The following is a 23,550-nucleotide window of genomic DNA, read 5'->3' as shown; positions in this document are numbered from 1 at the left end:
CTCTCTGCGGGAGGGCACGTCGTCGTGCCCGAGTGGGTGGATGGTGCGGGCTAGTTGAGCGCGCGGATCTTGGCGGCGGCGGCCTTCAAGGTGTCGGCGGGGTCGGCGCCGCGCAGCACGATGGGTTCCACGGCGTCGTCCTGGAGGATGACCACGCCCTGGTTGGACTGCTTGCCCGGGAAGGCCGTGTACGGCATGAGATCGGCGAGCTGCTGCACCGCCGAGCCCAGGCGCGGGTCGGCGGCGTCGGCGGCCCCGGTACGCAGCGGCAGATAGCCCATCTCCGCGGCGATCACCTTGAAGCTGTCCTCACTGGTGAGGAACTGCACGAACCTCCACGAGGCCTGTGCTTTGGCGTCGTCCTTGGCCAGGATGGTCAGCCCGGCACCGGAGAAGGTGGGCCGGGCGGGCAGGTCGCCGAAGGCGGGCAACGGCGCGACCTGCAGCTCGAACTTGCCCTTGGCGGCCTCGTCGAGGGTGAGCAGGCCACCCGCGGTGGTGATCAGCATGCCGAGCTTGCCCGCGCTGAAAGCGCCCATCGCCGAAGCGAAGTCGACGCCGGGCTGGGCACCGGAGGTGGTGAGATCCTGGACCGTCGACAGCGCGGTGATGACCGGCGCCGAGTCCACTGTGACCTCGCCGCTGGCGGAGACCAGCGCGCCACCGGCACTGTTGACCAGCGACTGGGTCAGGAAGTCGGACTTGCCGGGGTCGACCGCCGAGACGTACACGCCGTCCGCGTCGGTCTTGTCCACGACCGCCAGCGCCGCCTCTTTCAGCTGCGCCATCGTCTTGGGCGGCTGCTCGGGGTTCAGCCCGGCGGCCCGGAACAGGTCGGCGTTGATGAAGATCACCGGGGTCGCCATCAGGAACGGCATCGAGACCGGCTTGTCCGTGCCGGTGGGCGTGGCCTTGAGCACGGACGGGACGAAACCGGCCATGGTGTCGGTCCAGTCCTGCTCGGAGGCGATGTCCTGGAACGGCCGCAGCGGCAGGGTCTGCGCGGCCTGGTTCACCTTGCTCCAGCCGATCTGGGCGACATCGGGCGGATTGCCCGCGACGACCTCGCTCTGCAGCTTGATCAAGGCGTCGGCCGTCGGGACCGACTGCGGACGCACCGTGATGTTCGGGTTGGCCGCCTCGAAGTCGGCGATCAACTTCTCGACCCCTTTGCCGACCGCGTTGGGCTGACCGTAGGAGTAGGACAGGAACGTGATGCTGACCGGTCCGTCGGGATCGGTGGTGGTCGAGCTGTTCTGGCCGCAGGCGGCCAGCAGCGTGGTGACCGCGACGAGCACGATCCCCCATCCGGCCCGCAGGCCGCGGTGGTGCGATGTCATGACAAGCTTTCTCGTGGAAGGGCGTTCGGATCGGGCATCAGCGGAGTCGGACTCCGCCGTGCGTGACGGACATGGTCTGGATGCCGCGCAGATTCACGTTCGGGCGGTAGCGCACCGAATCGGGAACGAGCACGGGGTCGATGACGCGGCCGGCGAAGGCCGACAGCGCGGCCGCGCCCTCGGCCCGGCCCAGCGCCGCGGCCAGGCAGAAGTGCGCGCCGGCGGAGAACGCGAGATGGTCGGCGGCGCCGCGGGTCACGTCGAAACGGTCGGCGTCGGGGTAGTGCGCGGGGTCGCGATTGGCCGCGGCCAGCAGCACCAGCATGGCGGTGCCCGGGCTGATCGTCGTCGCGCCGACCCGCATCTCGCGGGTCGCGATGCGCATGACGAACTGGATGGGCGCGTCGTAGCGCAGGGCCTCGTCGGTGGCGCTGATGCCGAGTTCGGGATCGGCGGCGAGGCGCTCGCGCTGCTCGGGATGCTGCAGCAGGGCGTGCACACCGTTGGCGATGAGATTGGCCGTCGTCTCGTGCCCGGCGACCATCAGCAGCACACAGGTGGCGAGCAGTTCGCCCTCGCTGAGCACCTCGCCTTCCTCCTCGACCTGGATCAGGCGCGAGAGCAGGTCCTCGCCGAGATCGCCGCGGCGGCGGGAGATCAGGTTCTTCAGGTAGTTCATCAACTCGTTGCGCGCGCCCTCGGCATCGTCGAGGTCGTCGTTGTGCACCACCAGGTTGAAGTCCAGGACGCGGCCGAGCCTGCGGGCGGCGGGTTCGAAGTCGTCGAACTCCTCGAGCGGAATCCCCAGCAGCGCGCACATGATCCGCACCGGCAACGGCAGGGCGAAATCGGTGATCACGTCGAATTCGGACTTGCTCGCGATCCCGGCGACCAGATCGTCGACGATCGAGTGGATCTGCGGCTGCGAGGCCCGGATCACCCTGGGGGTGAACGCTTTCGAGACCAGGCGCCGAATACGGGTGTGGGCGGGCGGATCGAGGAACAGCAGGGATTCCGGACGCTCGGGATGATCCTTGCCCAGCCGGGACAGTTTCGGGTCGTTGCGCACGGTGGGATCGCGCAGAACCTGTTGGCAATCGGCGTAATTGGCGACGATCACGAGATCGCCGCCCTTGGCGATCAGCGGTGACTCGGTACGCAGCGCGCGCAGTACCGGATAGGGGTCGGGGCGGGTATCGGGGGCGAACAGCGCGGCCAGGGTTGATTCGGCGTCGTGCTGGCTGGCAACCGTGAACGTCATTTTCTGAGCTCCTTGGGTTTTCAATTCCTGGCCACGAAAAAAGTGTTCCACTCGGTCGACGCCAGCGGCAACGCGAAACGAATTATTGATCAATTCCCGTCCGAGATGGATCGGAGCTGCCGATCATTGAGTGATTCGGCGTCAGCGATTCGATTAGCGAATCGTTCGTGTTCACCGTGCCGGTCGTCGGTCCAGATGACGATCGGGTGACGCGAACACGCCGGGCGGGGAGCAGGAATTCGGTCTTTGCTCACCTGCCCGTCACAGTCACGTTCCGTGGCGACGCGCGGCAGGGCTATACAGGTCCATATCTCAGACGAGGCACGTTCCTGATACGCGAGGCGCGCACCATGGAGACACGGCACATCGAGGCTTTTCTCGCCATCGCTGACGAGCTGCACTTCGGCCGGGCAGCCGCCCGGCTGCACCTGACCCAACCGTCACTGAGCCAGCAACTCAAGCGCCTGGAACGCCATCTCGGCGTCGAACTGGTGTCGCGGACCTCGCGGGTGGTGCAGCTGACCCCCGCGGGCGAGGCGTTCCGCGCCGACGCCCGGCGGATCCTCGGCGAGGTCGACCTGGCCACGAGCACCGTCCGCGACATCGCGGCCGGGCGGATGGGCCGGATCAGCATCGGCTTCAACGGCCGGGCGGGCCAGCTCATCATGCCCAGGTCACTGGCCCAATTGCACGCGCACTACCCCAATATCACCACCGAACTGAGCTCGGGTCGTTCCGGCCCGCAGCTCACCGCGCTGACCCGCGGTGAGCTCGATGTCGGGCTGCTCTACGGCGGCGCCTCCAATGGCGGATCGGTGCTGTCACGGTGTCTGCTGCCGATGCGCATCGGCGCGCTGGTCGGGCACGGGCACCGGTGGGCCGAGCGGTCGTCGATCTCGATTCGCGAACTGGCCGAGACGCCGTGCGTGATGTTCAACCGCGAGGTGAGCCCGGCGATGTACGACGCCATCATGACCGCGGGCGAGCGGGCGGGCGCGTTTCCCCGGGTGGCGGAGTACATGAACGATTCGGTGGCCACCGAGATCATCGTCGCCGCGCGCCGGTACGTGGGGTTCGCCTCGTTCCTGAGCATGGACGAACCGCGGCCGATGGGGCTGAAGGTGGTGCCGCTGGTGGATCCGGAACCGGTCGTCGAACTCCAGGTCGCCTGGCGGGTGGACAGTTCCAACGAGGTGGTGCAGGTATTTCTCGACAGCCTCGATGCCACCCGCAATTATCTACAGTCCACGGTGCGTGGCAAGGTTTTCGGCGAACCGTTGGCCAGTTGATCATCTGAATTCCACCCGGTGCGGCGGCGGAAACATTCGGTCGATTCGTTTCGGTGATGGAAATCCGAATTCGACGGTGGCTCTGCTGGAATCGACACATGGCATCTGATCTGAAAACCTCCGCCGCGTTGGGCTCGGTATTCGAGTCGATCGACCCGGACAATCCAGACTTCCTGAGCTTGCAGCGCATCGTCAGCACAATGGTGCCGTTCGGTACCCATTCCGGCGCCGAGATCACCGAGATCGGACCGCGGCGCGCGGTCGTCGAACTCCCCGACGAGCCGTACATCCTCAATCATCTGCGCACGGTGCACGCCGGCGCGCTGTTCCTGGCCGCCGACATCGCGGGCGCGTGCGCCTTCGTCGGCGCGCTCGCTTCTCGCCTGTCCACGGTCGACACCCTGGTGCTGCGCGACGCGCGCCTGTCGTTCCGCAAGCCCGCGCTCGGCCGGATCAAGGCCGTCGGCGTGATCGACCCGAACGATGTCGCGGCCGTGCTGGCGGCCAAGGGCGCGCAGCGGCTGGACGTGGACGCCAAGGCGCTGATGTACGACACCGCCGGTGTGCTGGTCGGCAAGGTCACCCTCGACTACGTGTGCACCCTGGTCGCGGAGGCGTGATGAGCGACAACCGCACCGATCTCGCCGGCCTGGAGACGAGTACCGTCACCACCGCCGACGGCGCCGCCCTCGCGCTGCGCCTGCTGCCACACTCCGATCCCGCCGCGCCGGTGGTGCTCGTGCTGCCCGCCATGGCGATCAAGGCCAAGTACTACCTTCCCCTGCTCACCGCGCTGCACGCCGCCGGACTCACCGCCGCCGTGGTCGACCTGCGCGCCCAGGGCGACAGCACGCCCGCCCTCGGCGAAGGCCCCGGGTTCGGCTATCGCGCGCTGATCGAGACCGACCTGCCCGCCGTGACCGCCGAACTGGCACAGCGGTTCCCGCAGGCGCCGCTGCACCTGTTCGGGCACAGCCTCGGCGGCCAGCTCGCGCTGCTGTTCGCCGCGGCCGAGCCGGACCGGGTCGCGAGTGTCACGACCATCGGCACCGGATCGGTCTACTGGCGTTCGTTCGAGCCGAGCCGACGGCTCGAGGTCCTGGCCCAGGGACTGTGGGTCGGCGTGGTCACCCGCCTGCGCGGGCGCTGGCCCGGCGGCAGCGGCATCGGCCCGATGACCGCGGGCGTGATGGCCGACTGGGCGCGGCACCTGCGGACCGGTCACTACCGGCCCAGCGGCAGCACCCGCGACTACGACCGGCTGCTCGGCGAACTCGCCCTACCGGTGCTCGTGATCTCCCTCGACGGTGACCCGCTCGGCCCGCAGTCCACGGTGCGCTTCCTGTGCCGCCGGATCGCCGTGGCCAAGCCGGTGCGCTGGCACATCGACCGGTCCTCGGGCATGACCCACATCGGCCACGCGTCCTGGGTGAAGGACAGCGACAAGGTGGCGCCCGCGGTGGCGGCGTGGGTCATCGACGGCCGCGCCCCCCAGCTCCGAGAAAGGTCGGCGCAGTGACGATCTCGATCGCGACCTCGGCACCGGTCCGGGACGACGATGCCATCTATCGCGCACTGTCGGCGCTGGACGAGCCGGTGTTCGTGGTGCGCGATGAGCAGGGTGTCGCGGTGACCACCGACGCCACGGTGGCCCGGACCGCGCAGGTACTGGCCGCCGCCCCGGCGCTGCGCCCGGAATCCTTGGGCGACAACACCTTCCGCTCCGATCATGACGTGCGCTACGCCTACCACGGCGGGGCGATGGCCAATGGCATCGCCTCGGCGTCGCTGGTGGTCGCGATGGCGCGCGCGGGCCTGCTCGCCTCGTTCGGCGCGGCCGGTGTGCTCCCCGCCCGGATCGACGAGGCGCTGGCCACCATCCGGCGCGACGCACCGGGAAAACCCTTCGCCTGCAATCTGATCCACAGCCCCAGCGAGCCCGCCCTGGAGCGGGCCATCGTCGACGCCTGCCTGCGCCACGAGGTGCGCTGTGTCGAGGCCTCGGCCTTCCTCGACCTGACCCCGCAGGTGGTGCGCTACCGCCTGGCCGGGTTGCACCGCGACCGGACCGGCCGGGTGGCCACTCGACACCGGGTGATCGCCAAGGTCTCCCGGGCCGAGGTCGCCGAGCTGTTCCTGCGCCCGCCGCCGCCGCACCTGGTGCGCGGACTGCACGAGGCGGGCGAGATCACCGCCGAGCAGGCCGAGCTGGCTTCCGCGATCCCGATGGCCGACGACATCACCGCCGAGGCGGACTCCGGCGGTCACACCGACCGCCGCCCGCTGGTGGTGCTGCTGCCCTCGCTGATCGCGGTGCGTGAACGGATCCAGCGCGAACACGGCTTCGCCCAGCGGGTCCGGATCGGCGCGGCCGGTGGCATCGGCACCCCGGCGGCGGCCGCCGCGGCGTTCGCGATGGGTGCGGCCTATGTCGTCACCGGGTCGATCAATCAGGCCACGGTCGAGGCGGCGCAGTCCGACGCGGCCAAGCGGCTGCTGGCCGCGGCCGGGGTCGCCGACACCACGATGGCGCCCGCCTCGGACATGTTCGAACTCGGCGTCGACGTGCAGGTCCTGCAGCGCGGCACCATGTTCCCGAGCCGGGCCCGGCGCCTCTACGACACCTATCGGGCCTACGACGGCGTCGAGTCGATCCCCGCCGCCGAGCGCGCCGAACTCGAACAGCGGATCCTGCAGCGGTCCTTCGACCAGGTCTGGGCCGAGTGCCAGCAGTACTTCCGGGCGCGCGATCCCGAGCAGATCGAGCGGGCCGAGGGGAACCCGAAACGGCGGATGGCCCTGATCTTCCGGTGGTACCTGGGCCGGTCGTCGGGCTGGAGCACCGCCGCGACACCGGAGCGGGTCGCGGACTATCAGATCTGGTGCGGGCCCGCGATGGGCGCGTTCAACGACTGGGTCGCCGGAACCTATCTGGCGGCCCCGGCGCATCGCCACGTGGCCGAGGTCGGCGCGCAGATCATGCGCGGTGCCGCGTTCACCACCCGGGTGAGCCAGCTGCGCGCGGCCGGGGTGCGCCTGCCCGCCCGGTGCTCGACCTACGTCCCCGCCCCGCTGAGCACCCTCGAGTCGCGATGACCACCGCGAACACCGTGCGCGAGTACCGGGTCGCGCCGCTGGTGACCATGGCCGACGACGACAATCTGGCGAATGTGGTGTTCGACCGGGCCGCTGCCGGTCCGGCCGACATCGTGTTCAGCCGTAAGGGCGCCGACGGCTGGCTCGACGTGCGCTACGACGACTTCGCCCGGCTCGTCCGCGATCTCGCGAAAGGCCTGGTGGCCAGCGGGATCGGGCCGGGCGAGCGGGTGCTGATCCTGGGCGGGACCAGTTTCGAATGGTCGGCGGCGGATTTCGCGGTGCTCAGCGTCGGCGCGGTGACCGTGCCGGTGTATCCGACCTCCTCGGCCGAACAGATCGACCACATCGTGGGCGACTCGCGGCCGAGCGCGTGCTTCGTGGCGACCGAGGAACAGCGGGCGCTGATCGTCGGGGTCGCGGGGGAGGCGGTCGCCGACCGCGCCTGGCTGCTCGGCACCTCGTTCGCCGAACTCATCGAGCGGGGCACCGCGAGTTCCGACACCGAGGTGGACCAGCGGCGCGCGACGGTGCGCGCCGACGACATCGCCACGATCGTCTACACCAGCGGCACGACCGGTGTCCCGAAAGGCTGCCTGCTGACCCACCGCAACATCTTCGCCGCCGCGGCGAACGTGGTGGAACTGCTCGACACCGTATTCCACGGCACACCCACCGATCCCGCCTCCACGCTGCTGTTCCTGCCCCTGGCCCACGTGTACGGGCGAGTGGTCCAGTTCGGGTGCGTTCTGGCCGGTGTCCGCACCGGACTGGTGGCCACGCCCGCCGAACTGCCCGGTGAACTCCCGGTCTTCCAGCCGAGTTTCCTGATCGGCGTCCCCTACGTCCTGGAGAAGATCCGCAAGGGCGCGCGCCAGGCGTTCGGTGGCGCGCGCTACGAGGCCGCGGAGGCGGCGGCCATCGCCCTCGGGCACGCGCGCCGCACCGGGGCGGAGTCCACCGTGACCTTCGACCCCGAGATTCACCGGCAGTTGCGCGGAATGCTCGGCGGCAGCCTCGACTACGTGATCGCGGGTGGCGCGTCGCTGGATCCGTCGACCGCGGACTTCTTCACCGGGATCGACGTGCAGATCCTGGGGGCCTACGGCCTGACCGAGGCGTCCTCGACGGTCAGTATGAGTGCGCCGCAGGCGAATCGGGCGAACTCGGTCGGTCGACCGGTGCCGGGCACGACGGTCGCCATCGCCGAGGACGGCGAGATCCTGGTCCGCGGTCCGCAGGTCTTTCCTGGCTACTGGCCCGACAGCGAGCACGAGGCCGAGAGTTGGCTGGCCACCGGCGATCTCGGGCATCTCGACGAGGACGGGTTCCTGTTCATCACCGGCAGGCGCAAAGAGATCATCGTGACCAGCGGCGGCAAGAACGTGGCGCCCGCGCCGCTCGAGGACCGGGTCCGCCTGCACCCGCTGGTCAGCAACTGCATGGTCGTCGGCGAGGGCCGTCCCTATGTCGCCGCCCTGATCACCGTCGATCCGGTGGTGCTCGCACGCTGGGCCGACCGGCACGGGGTCGACCTGACCGATGGCGTCCCGACCGAGGACGAGCGGCTCGTCGCCGAGATCGCCGCGGGGGTGGAAGCGGCGAACCAGCTCGTCTCCCGGGCCGAGTCGATTCGCCGATTCGCCATCCTGCCCACGGATTTCACGATCGAGCAGGGTCATCTCACCGCATCGTTGCGGCTGCGGCGGGCGGCGATCGAGGCGGACCTCGCCACGACCGTCGCCGCGCTCTACCCGGGCTGAGTCAGGCCGCGGCGAGCCAGCAGAAGTAGGCCAGGTCCACCTTCGCGATCAAGGCGCCGCCCTCGTCGCGCACCAGCGCCTTGCCGGTGATGTCGAACTGCTCCTCGGTCCTGCGCCCGATCACCTCGGCCAGGACCGGGGAGGAGACGGTGCCCTCGGCGCGCAACCGGCCGTGGCCCGGCCGGAAGAAGGTGGCCTTGGTGTCGCGCAGCACGAAGGTGCGCACGTGCAGGATGCGCGGCGCGATGATGCCGGAAAAGGCACCGGCACAGGCGACTTCGGCCGCCAGGAACAACGCGCCCGCGTGCACGGTCCCCAGGTGATTGCTCATCCGCGGTGACTCCGGGATCTCGGCGACCGCCGAGCCGGGACCGAGCTCGACCATGCGCACCCCCACCAGATTGACGAAGGGCACCACGGTGTCGACGGTCCGGCGGATCTGTTCGTAATCCGGCGCCGCCGCGCCGGGAATCGTGGACAACCGCGCCTGGGCGGCGGCGATTCCGGGGGCTGATTCATTTCCAGTAGGCATGCCCCAATTAGCGCATATCCCACCGTGGTTCGTGGTGAACGGGAGCTGAATTCGACCATTCGGTAGCGCAGCCGGATCGCGAATAGTGCGCGCCATTGTTTGATATCGCCTATGCAATTAATCCATTTGGAAATCGGTCTACGGCGCGCGCCGATCGTGTCCGTAGGATCGTTTTCGGGCTCATAAGTGTTTCATTTACCGAGGAGTTACCTGATGTATGACGCGATTGTCGTCGGCGCGCGGTGTGCGGGTTCGCCGGTCGGGATGTTGTTGGCGCGGCAGGGCCATCGGGTCCTCGTGGTCGACCGTGCCACCTTCCCCAGCGACACCATCTCCACGCACTACATCCAGCAGCGCGGGCTGGCCCGGCTGCGGGACTGGGGCCTGCTCGACCAGGTGATCGCCACCGGGGTGCCCCCGATCGGGCACATGACGGTGTCCTACCGCGACATCGTGATCGCCGGCTTCGCCGACCCCATCAACGGCATCGACAAGACCTACGCGCCGCGGCGCACCGAACTCGACACCATCCTGGTCGAGGGCGCCCGCGCGGCCGGTGCCGAGGTGCGCGAGAACTACACCGTCCGTGAGCTGATCATCGAGGACGGCACGGTCGTCGGCATCCGCAGCGCGGTGGCTGGTGGCGAGGTCACCGAGGAGCGGGCCCGCATCGTGATCGGTGCCGACGGCACCAACTCCTTCGTCGCCGACGCCGTCGGCGCGGAGCCGTACACCGAGGTCGGGGCCGAATGCTTCGTCTACTACACCTACTACAGCGGCCTGGCGCGCACCGAGTTCCACAGCCGGATCGGTGAGCACCAGCAGATCGGCATCTGGCCGACCAACGACGGACTGACCCTGGTCGCGGTCATGCGCAAGCTCGACGCCTACCCCGATTTCCGCGGCGACGTCGAGAACAACTTCCTGAGCATCGCCCGCGACATCGTCCCGGAGTTCGCCGAGGAACTGGTTGCCAAGGGCAAGCGCGAGGACCGTTTCTACCCGATGCGCTATCCGAACAACTACCGCCGCCAGTCCTTCGGCGACGGCTGGGCCCTGGTGGGCGACGCGGCGTACCACAAGGACCCGCTGACCGGGCTCGGGATCTCCGACGCGTTCGACTACGCGGCGCTGCTGGCCGAGCGCGTGCACGAGGGACTGAGCGGGCAGCGACCGCTCGCCGAGGCGCTGGCCGACTACCAGCGTGAGCGGGACGAGAAGTCGCAGTCGGGTTTCGAATTCACCTGCCAGATCTCCACCCTGGAATTGACTCCGCAATTGCTGGCGGTGTTCGGTGCGCTCGGTTCGAACGAAGAATACGCCAAGGAATTCTTCGCGATGATCGGCGGCGGCATGACCGGCGAGGAATTCTTCGCGCCGGAACGGATCGCGAAACTGCTCGGGGTCAAGGCCCCGGCGTGATCGGAACGAATGCATTATGCCCGACTTCGATTTGATCGTCGTCGGTGACAGTTTCGCGGAGGGGCGCGGCGGCGCGGTGCGCGCCGACGGCTCCTTCGCGGGATTCGTCACCCACGTGACGAATGTTCTCGGAATTTCGGGTCCGATCAGAAATCTCGGCGCGTACGGCGCGACCACGCAGGATGTGGTCGATCGGCAGTTACCGATCGCGCTGGCCGACAACGCCGGGCTGGTCGGGGTGATCGTCGGCGGCAACGACCTGGTCACCGACTACGACCGGGACCGATTCCGCCGCAATCTGCGCGAGATCTACACCGGCCTGGCGCGTCCGGACCGGCTGGTGTTCACCACGAACTGGCCGAACATCCCCGACCGCCTGCCCGGCCTGCCCGACACCTTTCGCGCCGTCCTGCGGTCGCGCTTCGCCGAGGCCAACGACCATCTCGACGAGCTCGTCGACGAATTCGCGCTCGTGCGACTCGATCTGGCGCGCGCGCCGATCACCGCCGATCCGGTCATGTGGTGCCCGGACGGTATGCATCCGAGCCCGGCGGGCCATCAGGTGATCGGGCAGGCCATGGCCGACCTCATCGACGAGGTACGCACCATGCGGGTCGCGCGCCTGCGCTAGCTCGGCACAGTTCTCGCTGATCAACGGCGATCAGAGCACACGCTTTTGCCTTGACCAGATCGGCAGCTCCAGACAGGGGTAGCACATGAACGACCACCTACAGCACCGCGACGATTCGGCCGCGACGCGACGACTGGCCGAGACGCCGATCGCGATCGTGGGCCTGAGCGGCCTGTTCCCGATGGCCGCGAATTTCCGCGACTTCTGGCAGAACGTCGTCGACGCCGCGGACTGCATGTCCGACGTCCCCGCGACGCACTGGAATCTCGACGACTACTACGACGCGGATCCCACCGCGACCGACAAGACCTATTGCCGCCGTGGCGGTTTCGTGCCCGAGGTGCCGTTCAGCGTCACCGAGTTCGGGCTGCCGCCCAATCAGCTCGAGGTCACCACGGTGGTGCAGCTGCTGAGCCTGCTGGTGGCGCGCAATGTGCTCGCCGATGCCGGGGCGCCCGGCGCGGACTGGTACCGGCCCGAGCGGACCGGTGTCGTCCTCGGTGTCGCCGGGCCGACCACGCTGTCGCATCCCCTGGCCGCGCGGCTGTCGACGCCGGTGCTCAAGGAGGTCGTGCGCAGCTGTGGGCTGACGCAGGCCGACGCCGAGGAGATCGCACAGCGGTACGCGGCGGCTTTCCCGTCGTGGGAGGAGAATTCGTTCCCCGGACTGCTGGGCAATGTGATCGCGGGCCGGGTCGCCAATCGGCTCGATCTGGGCGGGATGAACTGCACCGTCGACGCGGCGTGCGCGAGCTCGCTCTCGGCCGTACATGTGGCGATCAGCGAGCTGGTCTCCGGGCGCGCCGACATGATGATCACCGGTGGCTGTGACACCGAGAACTCGATCTTCGGCTACATGTGCTTCAGCAAGGTCGGGGCGCTGTCGCGCTCGGGCACCATCAAGCCGCTCGACGACGGTGCCGACGGCACCCTGGTCGGCGAGGGCATCGGCATGCTCGCGCTCAAGCGCCTCGCCGACGCCGAGCGCGACGGCGACCGCGTGTACGCGGTGATCCGCGGTATCGGTTCCTCGAGCGACGGGCGCTTCAAGAGCATCTACGCCCCGCGCGCCGAGGGCCAGCAGGCCGCCTTGCGCCGCGCCTACGAGGACGCCGACTGCTCGCCCGCCTCGATCGGGCTGTTCGAAGCGCACGCCACCGGCACCAGGGTCGGCGACCAGACCGAACTGGCCGCGCTCACCTCGGTGCTGCGCGAGGCCACCGAGGAGACCGGGTACGCCGCGGTCGGCAGCGTGAAATCCCAGATCGGGCACACCAAGGGCGCCGCGGGCGCGGCGAGCCTGATCAAGCTGGCGCTCGCGCTGCACCACAAGGTGCTGCCGCCCACGATCAATGTCGCCGCGCCGAACGCCGCGATCGATGCCGCGTCGCCGCTCTACGTCAACACCAGGACCCGGCCGTGGATCCGCGATCCGCGCCGGCCGCAGCGTCGCGCCGCGGCGTCCGCGATGGGCTTCGGCGGCACCAACTTCCACGCTGTGCTCGAGGAGACCACCGGCGATCGCGAGCACCTGCGCACGATGCACCGCACCGCGCGGGTGCGGCTGTGGCACGCCCCGTCCACGGCCGAGCTGGTGGACCTGCTGCGCTCGGGTGCGGCCCCCGACGATGCCACTGAGATCCCGGCCGAGCACGCCAGGGTCGGCTTCGTGGCCCGCGACGAGCAGGAATCGGCGGCGCTGCGTGAGCTGGCGGTGGCCGAGCTGAGCGGCAATGCCGAGGCGCAGGAGTGGGAGCACCCGCGCGGGGTGTTCTTCCGTCGCCGCGCGCTGCCGGACCTGAAGATCGGCGCGCTGTTCGCCGGGCAGGGCAGCCAGTACGTCGACATGGGGCTGGCCGCCGTGCTCAACAACCCGACCGTGGCCACCGCCTTCGACGAGGCCAATGCCGTGTTCTGCGACGCGCCCCGCGCGCCCGGCGCGGTGGTGTTCCCGGCGCCGGTGTTCGACCCGGAGGAGCGCAACGCCCAGGAGACGACCCTGCGGCGCACCGAGTTCGCCCAGCCCGCGATCGCGGCGCTGTCGGTGGGGCAGTTCCGCTTCCTGACCGAGCGTGGCCTGAGCTGCGCCGGGTTCATGGGCCACAGCTTCGGTGAGCTCACCGCGCTGTGGGCGGCCGGTTCGCTCGACCCGACCGACTACTTCACCCTGGCCAAGGCCCGCGGTGCGGCGATGGCGGTGCAGACCGACGCCGACGCGGGCACGATGGCCGCGGTGCAGGCCACCCGCGAGCAGGTCACCGAGATCCTCGCCGGGCATCCCGACGTGAGTGTCTGCAATCACAACGCGCCCGACCAGGTGGTCGTCGGCGGTGGCACCGAGGCCGTCGCGGCGTTCGTGGTGGCGTGCCGGGCCCGTGAACTGACCGTGCGCGAACTGCCCGTGGCGGGTGCATTCCACACCCGCTACGTCGCGCACGCGGTCGAGCCGTTCCGCGCGGCGGTGAAGAGTGTGTCGGTGCGGGCGCCCAAGATCCGTGTCTACGCCAATTCCCGTGACGCCGAATATGGTTCGCGGGTCGCGACGAATCGTAAGGTGCTCACCGAGCAGCTGCTCGAGACCGTCGAATTCGTGCGCGGACTCGAGGCCATGCGGGCCGACGGCTGCAATGTCTTCGTGGAATTCGGGCCGAAGGCCACGCTCACCTCGCTGGTGCGCCGGACCCTCGGTGCCGAGGTGATCGCCGTCGCCACCGATCAGGGGCCGACCGGTGACAGCGATGTGGCGTTGAAGAAGGCCGCGGTGCAGCTGGCCGTGCTCGGCGCGCCGATCGTCGACGTGCATCGCCACGATGCGCCGGAGTTCGTCGAGCCCGAGGCGAAGGGCATGGTGGTCCGGCTGACCGGGCGCGATTTCGTGCCCGAGTCCCGGCAGACGCTCTATCGCGAGGGGATCGCCCAGCCGATCGAGTTGGAAGCTGTTGCCGCGGCGGCGGATCAGGCTCGTGTGGTCGCCGAAGCGGAGGTTGCCGCTCGGGTCCGTGCCGAGGTGGCCGTGGCAGAGCCCGCGCGAGTGGGTGCCGTGTCAGAGCCTGCGCGGGTGGGCGCCGGGGTGGCCGTGCCGGAGCCCACTCGGGTGGGTGCCGAGGTCGCCGTGGCCGAGTCTGCCCGGGTGCGCAACGAAGTATCCGTGGCCCAGCCCGCTACGTTCGAGCCCGTCGCCGCGTCGACGAATGGCGCCGGTGCCGTCGCGGTTCCGGATCAGGTGCCTGTTGCGAGTGCGACCGAAAATCATTACGTCGGAGCGGGATTGGATACGGTCGCTCAGCAGCACCTGGCGATTCACAGCCGGTACGCGGAGGGTCAGCTCGAGGTCGCCGAGGGACTGGTCTCGGTCCTGCGCGAAGCCCAGCGCACCGGTGGCGCCGACGACCGTCTGCACGCCACCGTGCACGCGGTCAAGGAACAGAGCTTGGCCATCGGCCAGACCCACATCCGGGTCAACGAGATCCTGGCTTCGTTGGCCGGGCTCGAACAGGCGCCCTCGACCGACAGCTTCCGCCCGCAGCCTGCTCCCGGTGCCGGTGCCGGTGCCGGTGCCGGAGCCGGAGCCGGGAACGGAAACGGTGCTGGCAACGGAACCGGCATCAGCATCGGTGCCGGCAATGGCAATGGCAACGGCGCGGCCGCCCTGCAGACGGCGCTGCACGAGCCTTCGGTCTCGCCGACGCCCGTCACGCCACAACGGCCGGAATCTCCTGCCCCGCTGACACAGTCGCCCGCCGATGCGGCCCCCGCCTCGCCGGCGCAGCCGCCCGTCGATCCCACCCCGGCCCGCGCCGCGGAGCCGGTAGCCACGAACCCGGTCCTCGACGCGGACGCAGTGTGGTCGGTGCTGGCGGAGGTCGTGTCGGAGAAGACCGGTTACCCGCCGGAGATGCTGGCCCTGTCGATGGATCTGGAGGCCGACCTCGGCGTGGACTCGATCAAGCGAGTCCAGATCATGGGCGTGCTCGGTGAGCGCGTCGACGGCCTGCCGACGGTCGGTCCCGAGCAGGTCGCCGAACTGCGCACCCTCGACGACATCGTGGGTTTCGTTGCCGCTTCGGTGGTGTCGAGTGCGGGAGCGCCCGTGGCGCCGACCAGCAGCTCCGCGGCGAGTCCAGCACTGGACACCGATGCCGTGTGGTCGGTCCTGGCACAGGTGGTCTCGGAGAAGACCGGCTACCCGCCGGAGATGCTCGCGCTGTCCATGGATCTGGAGGCCGACCTCGGCGTGGACTCGATCAAGCGGGTCCAGATCATGGGTGCACTCGGTGAGCGTGTCGATGGTGTGCCGACGGTCGGTCCCGAGCAGGTCGCGGAACTGAGGTCGCTGAACGACATCGTGGATTTCGTTGCCGCCTCGGTGGTCTCGAACTCCACGGTGTCCGGTACCGCACCTGCGGCCGGCTCCGCGCCGAGTCAGGGCCTGGACACCGACGCGGTGTGGTCAGTGCTGGTGCAGGTGGTGTCGGAGAAGACCGGCTATCCGCCGGAGATGCTGGCGCTGTCGATGGATCTGGAGGCGGATCTGGGTGTCGATTCGATCAAGCGGGTGCAGATCATGGGTGCGCTCGGTGAGCGTGTCGATGGTGTGCCGACGGTCGGTCCCGAGCAGGTCGCGGAACTGCGGACACTGGACGACATCGTGGGATTCGTCGCCGCCTCGGTGGTTTCGGATTCGGTAGCGGCCCCCGGGGCTTCGGCCCCCGCGGCCGGTGCATCCCTCGATCCGGATGCGGTGTGGGCGGTGCTGGTGCAGGTTGTTTCGGAGAAGACCGGCTATCCGCCGGAGATGCTCGCGTTGTCGATGGATCTGGAAGCCGACCTCGGGGTGGGCTCGATCAAGCGGGTGCAGATCATGGGTGCGCTCGGTGAGCGCGTCGAAGGTGTACCGACCGTGGGTCCGGAGCAGGTCGCCGAACTGCGGACGTTGAACGACATCGTGAGTTTCGTTGCCGCCTCGGTGGTTTCGAGCTCCGCAGGGGCAGTCTCTCCGGCGACGGCCGGCGTCGCCACCACCGGTGCGTCCCTCGACTCGGATGTGGTGTGGGCGGTGCTGGTGCAGGTTGTTTCGGAGAAGACCGGTTATCCACCGGAGATGCTCGCGCACTCCATGGATCTGGAAGCCGATCTCGGGGTCGATTCGATCAAGCGGGTCCAGATCATGGGCACGGTCGGTGAGCGTGTCGAGGGTGTGCCCACGGTGGGCCCCGAGCAGGTCGCGGAACTGCGGACACTGAACGACATCGTCGGTTTCGTCATCGGCAGCGCGGCAGCCACTGCGCCCGCCGGGCAGCTGGAGCCCAAGCAGCTCGGGAAGTTTGGTGGCGCGGCAGCCTCAGCGCCCGTGCAGTCGGAGCCGGGGCGGCTCGGAAACCTTGGTAGCGCGGCAGCCTCGGCGCCCGTTCAGTCGGAGCCCGGGCGGCTCAGGAACCTTGGTGCCGCGGTAGCCCCAGCGTCGATCCAGCCAGAACCTCGGCAGCTCGGGAACACTGGTGGCGCGGCGGCATCTGCGTCTGCCATCCACGCGGAAGGCAAGCAGTTCGGGAACCTGGGTGGCGTCGAGAATCTCGCCGATGCACAGCAGCTCGCCGCCGTGGAGGACGCTCCGGTGCTGGTGCGGATCGCGCCGGTCGCCCTGCCCGGGGTGGACCGGGTGGTCGAGCCCTACGCCGCCGGGCGGGTCGCCCTGATCGTCGACCACGGTGACGACACCGCGGCGACCCTCGCGAACGGGCTCACCCAGCACGGCTGGACCGTGCACACGGCCACCGTGGCGGCGGCGGAGAACTCCGGCGTCGCCGCCTGGGGCAGCGCCACCGTCACCACGGCGGTCGACGCGGCCCTGAAAGGTGTTGCCAGGCTGGACCTCTGCCTGACGGTCCTGCCCGCCGACAGTGAGTGGCTGGTCGGGGGACATCGTCTCGCCGACACCATCCACACCGCCACGCTGCTGCACGACCGCCTCGTGGCGACCGCCCAATCCGGTACCCGCGCGGCCTTCGTCACGCTCACCCGGATCGACGGTGTGCTCGGCCATCTGGGCGACCGGCCGGCCACAGCGGCCGTCGTCGGTGGTGTGAGCGGTCTGGTCAAGACCCTCGCCCAGGAATCGCCCACGCTGTTCTGCCGGGCGCTCGACCTGTCGCCGCAGCTCACCGGTGCGGCGCTGGTCGACTCCGTACTCGGCGAACTCCACGATGCCGCGCTCGACGTCCGCGAGGTCGGCATCGACGCCGATCTCCACCGATGGACACTGCGCCCCCAGCCGGTGGATGGCATTGCCGTCACCACGGAGCGTGCCGTCACCACGGAGCGTGCCGTCACCACGGAGCGTGCCGTCACCACGGACCGTGCAGTCGGCACCAGCCGTGCAGCTGCTGGCACCGAGGGTGCAGCCGCCACCGGGCGTGCTGCCACCGCAGGGCGTGCCACCAACGCAGGGCGTTCCACCACCGAATTCGCAGGCGCCACCGAAATCGTCGCCACCAGGGATCTGGCTCTCACCGTGGACGATGTTCTCGTCGTCACCGGCGGGGCCCGGGGCGTGACCGCACGGTGTGTCCGGGAACTGGCTGCCCGGCGACCCTGCGAATTCATCCTGCTCGGCCGCACCGCGCTCGATGACGAGCCGGAATGGGCGGTCGGCGTTGCCGACGATGCGCTCAAGCCCGCCGCCATCGCGGCCGTCCGAGCCGCGGGGGAGCAGCCGACTCCCAAGCAGATCGACCGCTTGACCCGTGATCTGCTGGCACAGCGTGAGATTCGGGCAACGGTTGACGCGGTGGCCGAGACCGGGGCGCGCGTGCGCTATCTCGCGGTCGACATCACCGATGCCGCGGCGACCGAACAGGCACTGGCGGCGGATGCCGGTCGGGTCACCGGCATCGTGCACGGGGCGGGTGCGCTGGCCGACTCGCTGCTGAATGCCAAGTCGGACAATGACATCCGCCTCGTCCTGTCGACCAAACTCGACGGGCTCCACAATGTGGTCACCGCCCTGCGGGAATCCACGCTCGGGCACATCATCCTGTTCGGTTCGGTCGCCGGGGTCTACGGCAATCCGGGTCAGGCCGACTATGCCGTCGCCAACGAGGCGCTCAACCGGGTGGCGGTGAGCTGGCGGCGCCACGGCCTCGCCGGGCATGTCACCACAGTGAACTGGGGTGCCTGGGACGGTGGCATGGTGACACCGCAGCTGCGGGAGGTCTTCCTCGCCCGCGGGATCGCGTTGCTCGGCATGGACGCGGGGGCCCGGATGTTCGCCGAGCAGTTCGCCCCAGCACGCGCCGACGATGTCTCGGTGCTGATCGGCCCGGCAGCCCCACTCGCCACCGCCACCGTGCTCGCGCCGACCCCGGCCTTCACCACCTACCGCGACCTCGCGCCGCTGGCCGATGACCCGGTGATCCTCGATCATCGTGTCGGCCGCTTCCCGGTGTTCCCCGCGGCGGCCGGCCTCGGCTGGGCGATCAACGTGCTCGAGCGGGCCAACCCCGGCCTGCGGGTCGTGGAGTGCACGGACTTCGAAGTCCTGCGCGGCATCGTCTACGACGGTGGTGACGAACGGGCCTATCACCTCGATGTGCAGGCGGGCACGGTCGTCGACGACCGGCTGCGGGTCACCGCCTGGATCCGCAGCGACGAACCGGGCAAGACCCTGGCGCCCGCGCACTTCACCGGCACCTTCGTCCTCGCCCCCGAAGCGTGGCCGACCTCGGTGCCGACCGGCTGGTCCGGCTACCCGATCGGTGTGGGGCCGGAGAACGGACTCGACGTCTACCGTGACGCCGACCTGTTCCACGGCCCGCTGCTCCAGGGAGTCCGCCGCGTGCTCGACCGTGCGGAGCGCCGCCTGGTGGTGGAATGCCGGCTGCCCGACACCCGCATCGGCGCGGGCGAATACGGGGGCATCCTGCACAGTCCGGCGCTGGCCGATGTCGTCATCCAGGCGGGCGCGCTGCTCGGCGTGTGGTTCATGAACTCGGCCTGCCTGCCGCTGTCCATCGGGCGCGTCGAGTACTTCGCGCCGCTGCCCGACGACAGCCCGTTCCTGGTGGTGGTCGACGACCTGCGTGCCCACCCCGATGGTTCGTCGGTCACCGTGACGGCCACCGCACACGATCCGAACGGCACTGTCCTGCAGCGATATTCCGACCTCGCGGTGATCGCCACCCCGGAGATGACCGCGAAGTTCGCCGAAGCGGTGCGCCTGCGCGAGCAGCACGCATGAGCACCGTCGATGTCAGAAACGGAGATCCGATGACCACCCCACTGGATGCCCTCGACTTCGACGGCGAGCCGTTCGACGTCCTCGCCTGGTCACTGGCCCTGGAACCGGACACCCGCCCGGTCCCGGCAACCCGGTCGACCACCCCACCCGCCCCCAACCCGGGGGAGCTGCCCACGGCGACGACCACCCGCGCCGCCGCCCCCGCAGCCGTGCGAGCCCCCGCGCCACAACCCGCACAGCACGGCGGTGACCCGATTTCCCAACTGGTGCACGAGGTCCGCTCCGAACTCGTCGCCGCACACCTGTCCGCGATCGCGGTCCACACCGCGTGGCAACGGCAGGCCCTCGACGCGCTCGGCCTGGGCGTGCCATCGCACAGGCCCGCGACAACGCCCAGACCTACGACAACCCCCGAGTCCCCGACAACGCCCTGGCTCACACCAACGGCAGGGTCCTCAACGTCGCCCACTTCTTCGGCAACGCCCTGGCTCACGCCAACGGTCGCGTCCTCGGCGACACCACCTACGTCCTCTGCAACGCCTGGGTTCGTGACAACGCCCGGGTTCGCGACGACGCCCGAGCCCTCGGCGACGCCCGGGCTCACGCCAACGGGCGAGTCCTTGGCGACGCCTGAGTCGACGACGCCGAGATCCACGACGACGGCCGAGTCCTCGGCCACCCCCTGGCGCACGTCAACGGCTGGGTCCACGACGACGCCCGAGCCCTCGACAACGGCCAGGTCGGCGGACGCGGCCGAGCAGATCCTCACGGCCACAATCGACTACACCGCGGAGTCCGGCCTCACGGTCGAGGCGGTCCCCGGCCATCCGGTGACGGTCGACCTACCCGCACCGGCGACCACCATGAACGCGTTCAAGATGCTGGCCCGCACCCCGATCACCACGGTGGACGGTTCGGCCCTCGCCGCATTGGTCCGCGGCGAGATCGCGGCGGTGTTCGGCCGGGCCTACGACCAGGAGGGCGTCAACCCCGAGATCCGGCTGACCGAGGGCGTCCACGGTTCCCTGGTCGAGGTCCTCGACGTCGAAGGGCGCGGTGGGCAGTGGGCGCGGGGCCGGCTGGCGGCGACCTGCCGGATCGACGGTCCCGATCTCGCCACCTCGGTGACCGAGATCGCCTGGCAGGCAGCACAGGTCCTGTCGCTGCGCGCCGGGCAGCACCTGTGCCTGGCCGGCGCACGGTTCCAGGCCGGCGAGGCATTCGAACTGCACCTGTCCGCACCGGTGACCGGTCCGGCCGAACTGGTCGCCGAAGTGGTCCAGATCGACCTGCTGCCGCGTCCCTGGCTGCGGATCAATGCCGAAATCCGCAGCGGGGGAGTGGTTGTGGCCCGCGTCTACGGGCTGACGCTCGAGATCAGGGAAGTGCCGGGGCTGCCGGTCGGGCCCGCGGACGGTGGCGTGATCCCCCGATTCTTCGGGCGCCGCAACATCTTCGGACAGCGCGCACTGCTCGGCGAATTCCACATGACGCACAGCGCGCGCGGTGATCTCGGCATCGCGCTCGGCCCGGAATTCTCGGCCTACACCGGCCGCCGCGCCACCCGGATGCCCAATCACGGTCTCCAGCTGTGCGATCGGGTGATGGCTGTCGAGGGCGAACGCGGGAATCTGACGGGCGGCATCGGGCACACCGAATACGACTCACCCGCCGACTCCTGGTACTACGCCGAATCGGCGAACGCCTCCATGCCCAATGTCGTGTACATGGAGACCTCGCTGCAGTCGGCGCTGCTGCTCGGCTATTTCCTCGGCGCCACCCTCACCGCGCCCGCCGAGGACTACAGCCTGCGCAATCTCGACGGCACCGCCACGGTGCTGCGCGAAGTCGACCTGCGCGACAAGACGATCCAGCAGACCAGCCGCCTGCTCGACACCACCGTGCTGACCGGCGCGGTGCTGCAGACCTTCGCCTACGAACTCGCCGTCGACGGCGAACCGTTCTACGCCGGCGAGTCGCTGTTCGGGTTCTTCAACGCCCGCGCGCTGGCGAACCAGAACGGCCTCGACAACGGCGAATTCGTGCCGCCGTGGCTGGACAGCCAGACCCAGCGGCCCACCGTCCGGGTGATCGACGTGGCCGCCCGCCGCGCCGCGGGCGCCGGAATGCCCTGCGCGACCGGGCATCTGGCCATGCTCGACGACATCGAGGTCGTCGACGGCGGCGGGACCTACGGCCACGGCTACCTGCGCGCGGTGCGCCCGGTAGGCCCCGACGACTGGTTCTTCGGCTACCACTTCTTCATGGACCCGGTCATGCCCGGATCTCTCGGCGTCGAAGCGGTCCTGCAGGCCATGCAGGAGTGGGCGGTCGACACCGGTCTCGCGGCCGAACTGACCGAACCGGAATTCGTCGTCCCCGTGGGTGTCCCGCTGTCGTGGCGCTATCGCGGGCAGATCCTGTCCGGCGATGCGGTGATGACTCTGGACGTGCACATCAAGAGCGTCGAGCGTCGCCCCGGCCGGATCCGGGTGATCGGCGACGCGAGCGTGTGGAAGCCGAGCATGCGGATCTACGAGCTCACCGATGTCGCCATCGAGCTGCGCGATGCCGGCGCCGAACCCTGGTGATGCCGAAGGGCATTCGGTGCGGTGGTTGCCGGTGCTCGTGCTCGCGCTCGGCGCGTTCTGCGCGGGCACCGACCACTACCTCGTCGCCGGGGTGCTCGCCCCGATGGCAGCCGATCTGGAGGTGTCCGTCGCCGCGGCCGGACTCTTCGTCACCGGGTACTCCTTGGCCTACGCCCTCGGCGCGCCGATCGTCATCACCGCGCTGCGGGTGCGTTCACCGCGCCGGTTGCTGCTGACCGCGATCGCCCTGTTCGTCGCGGTCAACCTGCTCTCGGCGGCCGCCTGGTCGCCGTGGGTGATGGCGATCGCGCGCATCGCCGCCGGCTGCGTCGCGGGACTCTACGTCCCGCTCGCGGGCGCCGCGGCGGCGAGCATGGCAGGCGCGGATCGGCGCGGACGGGCCTTGGCGATCGTGCTCGGCGGGATCTCGATCGCCACGGTCGCCAGTGTGCCGATCGGGGTGTGGGTCAGCAACCTGTCGTCGTGGCGGATGGCCTTCGTCTTCGTCGCGGTGGTGGCGCTGATCGCGACCGTCGGTGTGGCACTGACGGTTCCGGCGGGCAGCGACACTCCCGTGGTGTCGCTGCGCCAGCGCCTGGCACCGCTGCGCCACGCACCGGTGTGGCTCGGACTCGCGGTGACGATCTCCGGTATGACGGCCGGATTGATGATCTTCACCTACGTCGGCCCGATCTACACCGACGTACCCGCCGTCGGCGCGGGGTACGTCGGCGCGCTGATCATGGCGCACGGCGTCGGCGCGCTGATCGGGCTGTGGGGCGGGAGCCAGCTGGTGGACCGCTACGGTTCCCGGCCGGTGCTGCTGGGCAGTCTGACGGCGTTCACCGTCAACCTGGCCTGGCAGCCGCTCGCGGCACACACCCTGGCGAGCACCGTCGTGTTCGTCGTGATCTGGGGAGTGGTCGGCTGGGCGTTCCTGCCCGCCCAGCAGCACAGCATGATCGCCGATGCCGACCCGGAGCAGGCACCGATGTTGTTGTCGCTCAACGGATCGGCGATGTATCTGGGCGCCGCCTTCGGTTCGGCCATCGGCGGCGCGGTCATCGCGATCCGCGGTGCCGATGACCTGTGGATGTTCGCCACCGGTTTCGCCGCGCTCAGCGTGACACTGTCGCTGATCCGCCACCGACAGCGAGCCCGCCCCCAGGACCGATTGCCCGTCGATGACGACGCGGTGTCGGCGTGATAAGCGATTCCGATCCGTCGATCGGCAATCCAGACAGTGCTTTCCGCGCCGACGCGAGCGTGGATACGGTGAGCGGGTCCAGCTGTCCCGCTCGGTTCTCGGTACCGACGAAGGTGTAGTTGAGTGATGATGGAAAACAACGCTCCGGACACGAATCCGTTCCCGGATCCCGACAAGCCCGG

General features: G+C 69.6%; 13 protein-coding genes. 10 read left to right on the top strand and 3 right to left on the bottom strand.

Annotated elements, in window-relative coordinates:
* Positions 1 to 50 precede the first annotated feature (50 nt).
* Both ACFVVM_RS11710 and ACFVVM_RS11705 read right to left on the bottom strand, forming a co-directional pair.
* On the bottom strand, positions 51 to 1,340 hold the full coding sequence (locus tag ACFVVM_RS11710) for an ABC transporter substrate-binding protein (protein ID WP_387616357.1): 1,290 nt from the start codon (positions 1,338 to 1,340) through the stop codon (positions 51 to 53).
* A 37-nt stretch (positions 1,341 to 1,377) separates the two neighbouring features.
* Positions 1,378 to 2,601 (bottom strand): cytochrome P450, encoded by a 1,224-nt coding sequence (locus ACFVVM_RS11705; RefSeq protein WP_387616355.1) that lies wholly within the window; start codon positions 2,599 to 2,601, stop codon positions 1,378 to 1,380.
* A 350-nt stretch (positions 2,602 to 2,951) separates the two neighbouring features.
* Here ACFVVM_RS11705 and ACFVVM_RS11700 point away from each other — a divergent pair, with 350 nt between their 5' ends.
* From ACFVVM_RS11700 to ACFVVM_RS11680, 5 genes are all read left to right on the top strand, one after another.
* Complete coding sequence (locus ACFVVM_RS11700; RefSeq protein WP_387616353.1) at positions 2,952 to 3,890, top strand: LysR family transcriptional regulator; 939 nt, start codon at positions 2,952 to 2,954, stop codon at positions 3,888 to 3,890.
* A 98-nt stretch (positions 3,891 to 3,988) separates the two neighbouring features.
* Positions 3,989 to 4,510: a DUF4442 domain-containing protein gene (locus ACFVVM_RS11695; RefSeq protein ID WP_387616351.1), complete on the top strand. Its 522-nt coding sequence runs from the start codon at positions 3,989 to 3,991 to the stop codon at positions 4,508 to 4,510.
* The gene (locus ACFVVM_RS11690; protein WP_387616349.1) at positions 4,510 to 5,409 is read left to right on the top strand and encodes an alpha/beta fold hydrolase; all 900 of its coding nucleotides are present in this window, start codon (positions 4,510 to 4,512) and stop codon (positions 5,407 to 5,409) included. The genes ACFVVM_RS11695 and ACFVVM_RS11690 overlap by 1 nt, the downstream gene beginning before the upstream one ends.
* Entirely contained in the window at positions 5,406 to 6,986 is a 1,581-nt protein-coding gene (locus ACFVVM_RS11685; RefSeq protein ID WP_387616347.1) for a PfaD family polyunsaturated fatty acid/polyketide biosynthesis protein, read from the top strand. Before ACFVVM_RS11690 ends, ACFVVM_RS11685 begins: the two co-directional genes overlap by 4 nt.
* Positions 6,983 to 8,749, top strand: coding sequence for an AMP-dependent synthetase/ligase (locus ACFVVM_RS11680; protein WP_387616345.1), 1,767 nt, complete (start codon positions 6,983 to 6,985; stop codon positions 8,747 to 8,749). Before ACFVVM_RS11685 ends, ACFVVM_RS11680 begins: the two co-directional genes overlap by 4 nt.
* 1 nt (position 8,750) lies before the next feature.
* Here the strand turns inward: ACFVVM_RS11680 and ACFVVM_RS11675 are convergent, their stop codons facing one another.
* Positions 8,751 to 9,281 carry a PaaI family thioesterase gene (locus ACFVVM_RS11675; RefSeq protein ID WP_387616343.1) on the bottom strand — a complete coding sequence of 177 codons (531 nt, stop codon included), beginning with the start codon at positions 9,279 to 9,281 and terminating at the stop codon, positions 8,751 to 8,753.
* Positions 9,282 to 9,494: 213 nt separating this feature from the next.
* Here ACFVVM_RS11675 and ACFVVM_RS11670 point away from each other — a divergent pair, with 213 nt between their 5' ends.
* From ACFVVM_RS11670 to ACFVVM_RS11650, 5 genes are all read left to right on the top strand, one after another.
* Complete coding sequence (locus ACFVVM_RS11670; protein ID WP_387616341.1) at positions 9,495 to 10,703, top strand: NAD(P)/FAD-dependent oxidoreductase; 1,209 nt, start codon at positions 9,495 to 9,497, stop codon at positions 10,701 to 10,703.
* Between the two features lie 16 nt (positions 10,704 to 10,719).
* The gene (locus ACFVVM_RS11665; RefSeq protein WP_387616339.1) at positions 10,720 to 11,334 is read left to right on the top strand and encodes a GDSL-type esterase/lipase family protein; all 615 of its coding nucleotides are present in this window, start codon (positions 10,720 to 10,722) and stop codon (positions 11,332 to 11,334) included.
* Between the two features lie 85 nt (positions 11,335 to 11,419).
* Positions 11,420 to 19,570 carry an SDR family NAD(P)-dependent oxidoreductase gene (locus ACFVVM_RS11660; RefSeq protein ID WP_387616337.1) on the top strand — a complete coding sequence of 2,717 codons (8,151 nt, stop codon included), beginning with the start codon at positions 11,420 to 11,422 and terminating at the stop codon, positions 19,568 to 19,570.
* Between the two features lie 29 nt (positions 19,571 to 19,599).
* Positions 19,600 to 22,161 carry a beta-ketoacyl synthase gene (locus ACFVVM_RS11655; RefSeq protein WP_387616335.1) on the top strand — a complete coding sequence of 854 codons (2,562 nt, stop codon included), beginning with the start codon at positions 19,600 to 19,602 and terminating at the stop codon, positions 22,159 to 22,161.
* Positions 22,139 to 23,368 (top strand): MFS transporter, encoded by a 1,230-nt coding sequence (locus ACFVVM_RS11650; RefSeq protein ID WP_387616333.1) that lies wholly within the window; start codon positions 22,139 to 22,141, stop codon positions 23,366 to 23,368. Before ACFVVM_RS11655 ends, ACFVVM_RS11650 begins: the two co-directional genes overlap by 23 nt.
* Positions 23,369 to 23,550 lie beyond the last annotated feature (182 nt).

It is taken from the genome of Nocardia sp. NPDC058176, from assembly GCF_042883805.1.
Lineage (GTDB): Bacteria > Actinomycetota > Actinomycetes > Mycobacteriales > Mycobacteriaceae > Nocardia.
Note: the sequence above shows the minus strand (reverse complement) of the source record. Positions and strands in the feature narration are given on the sequence as shown.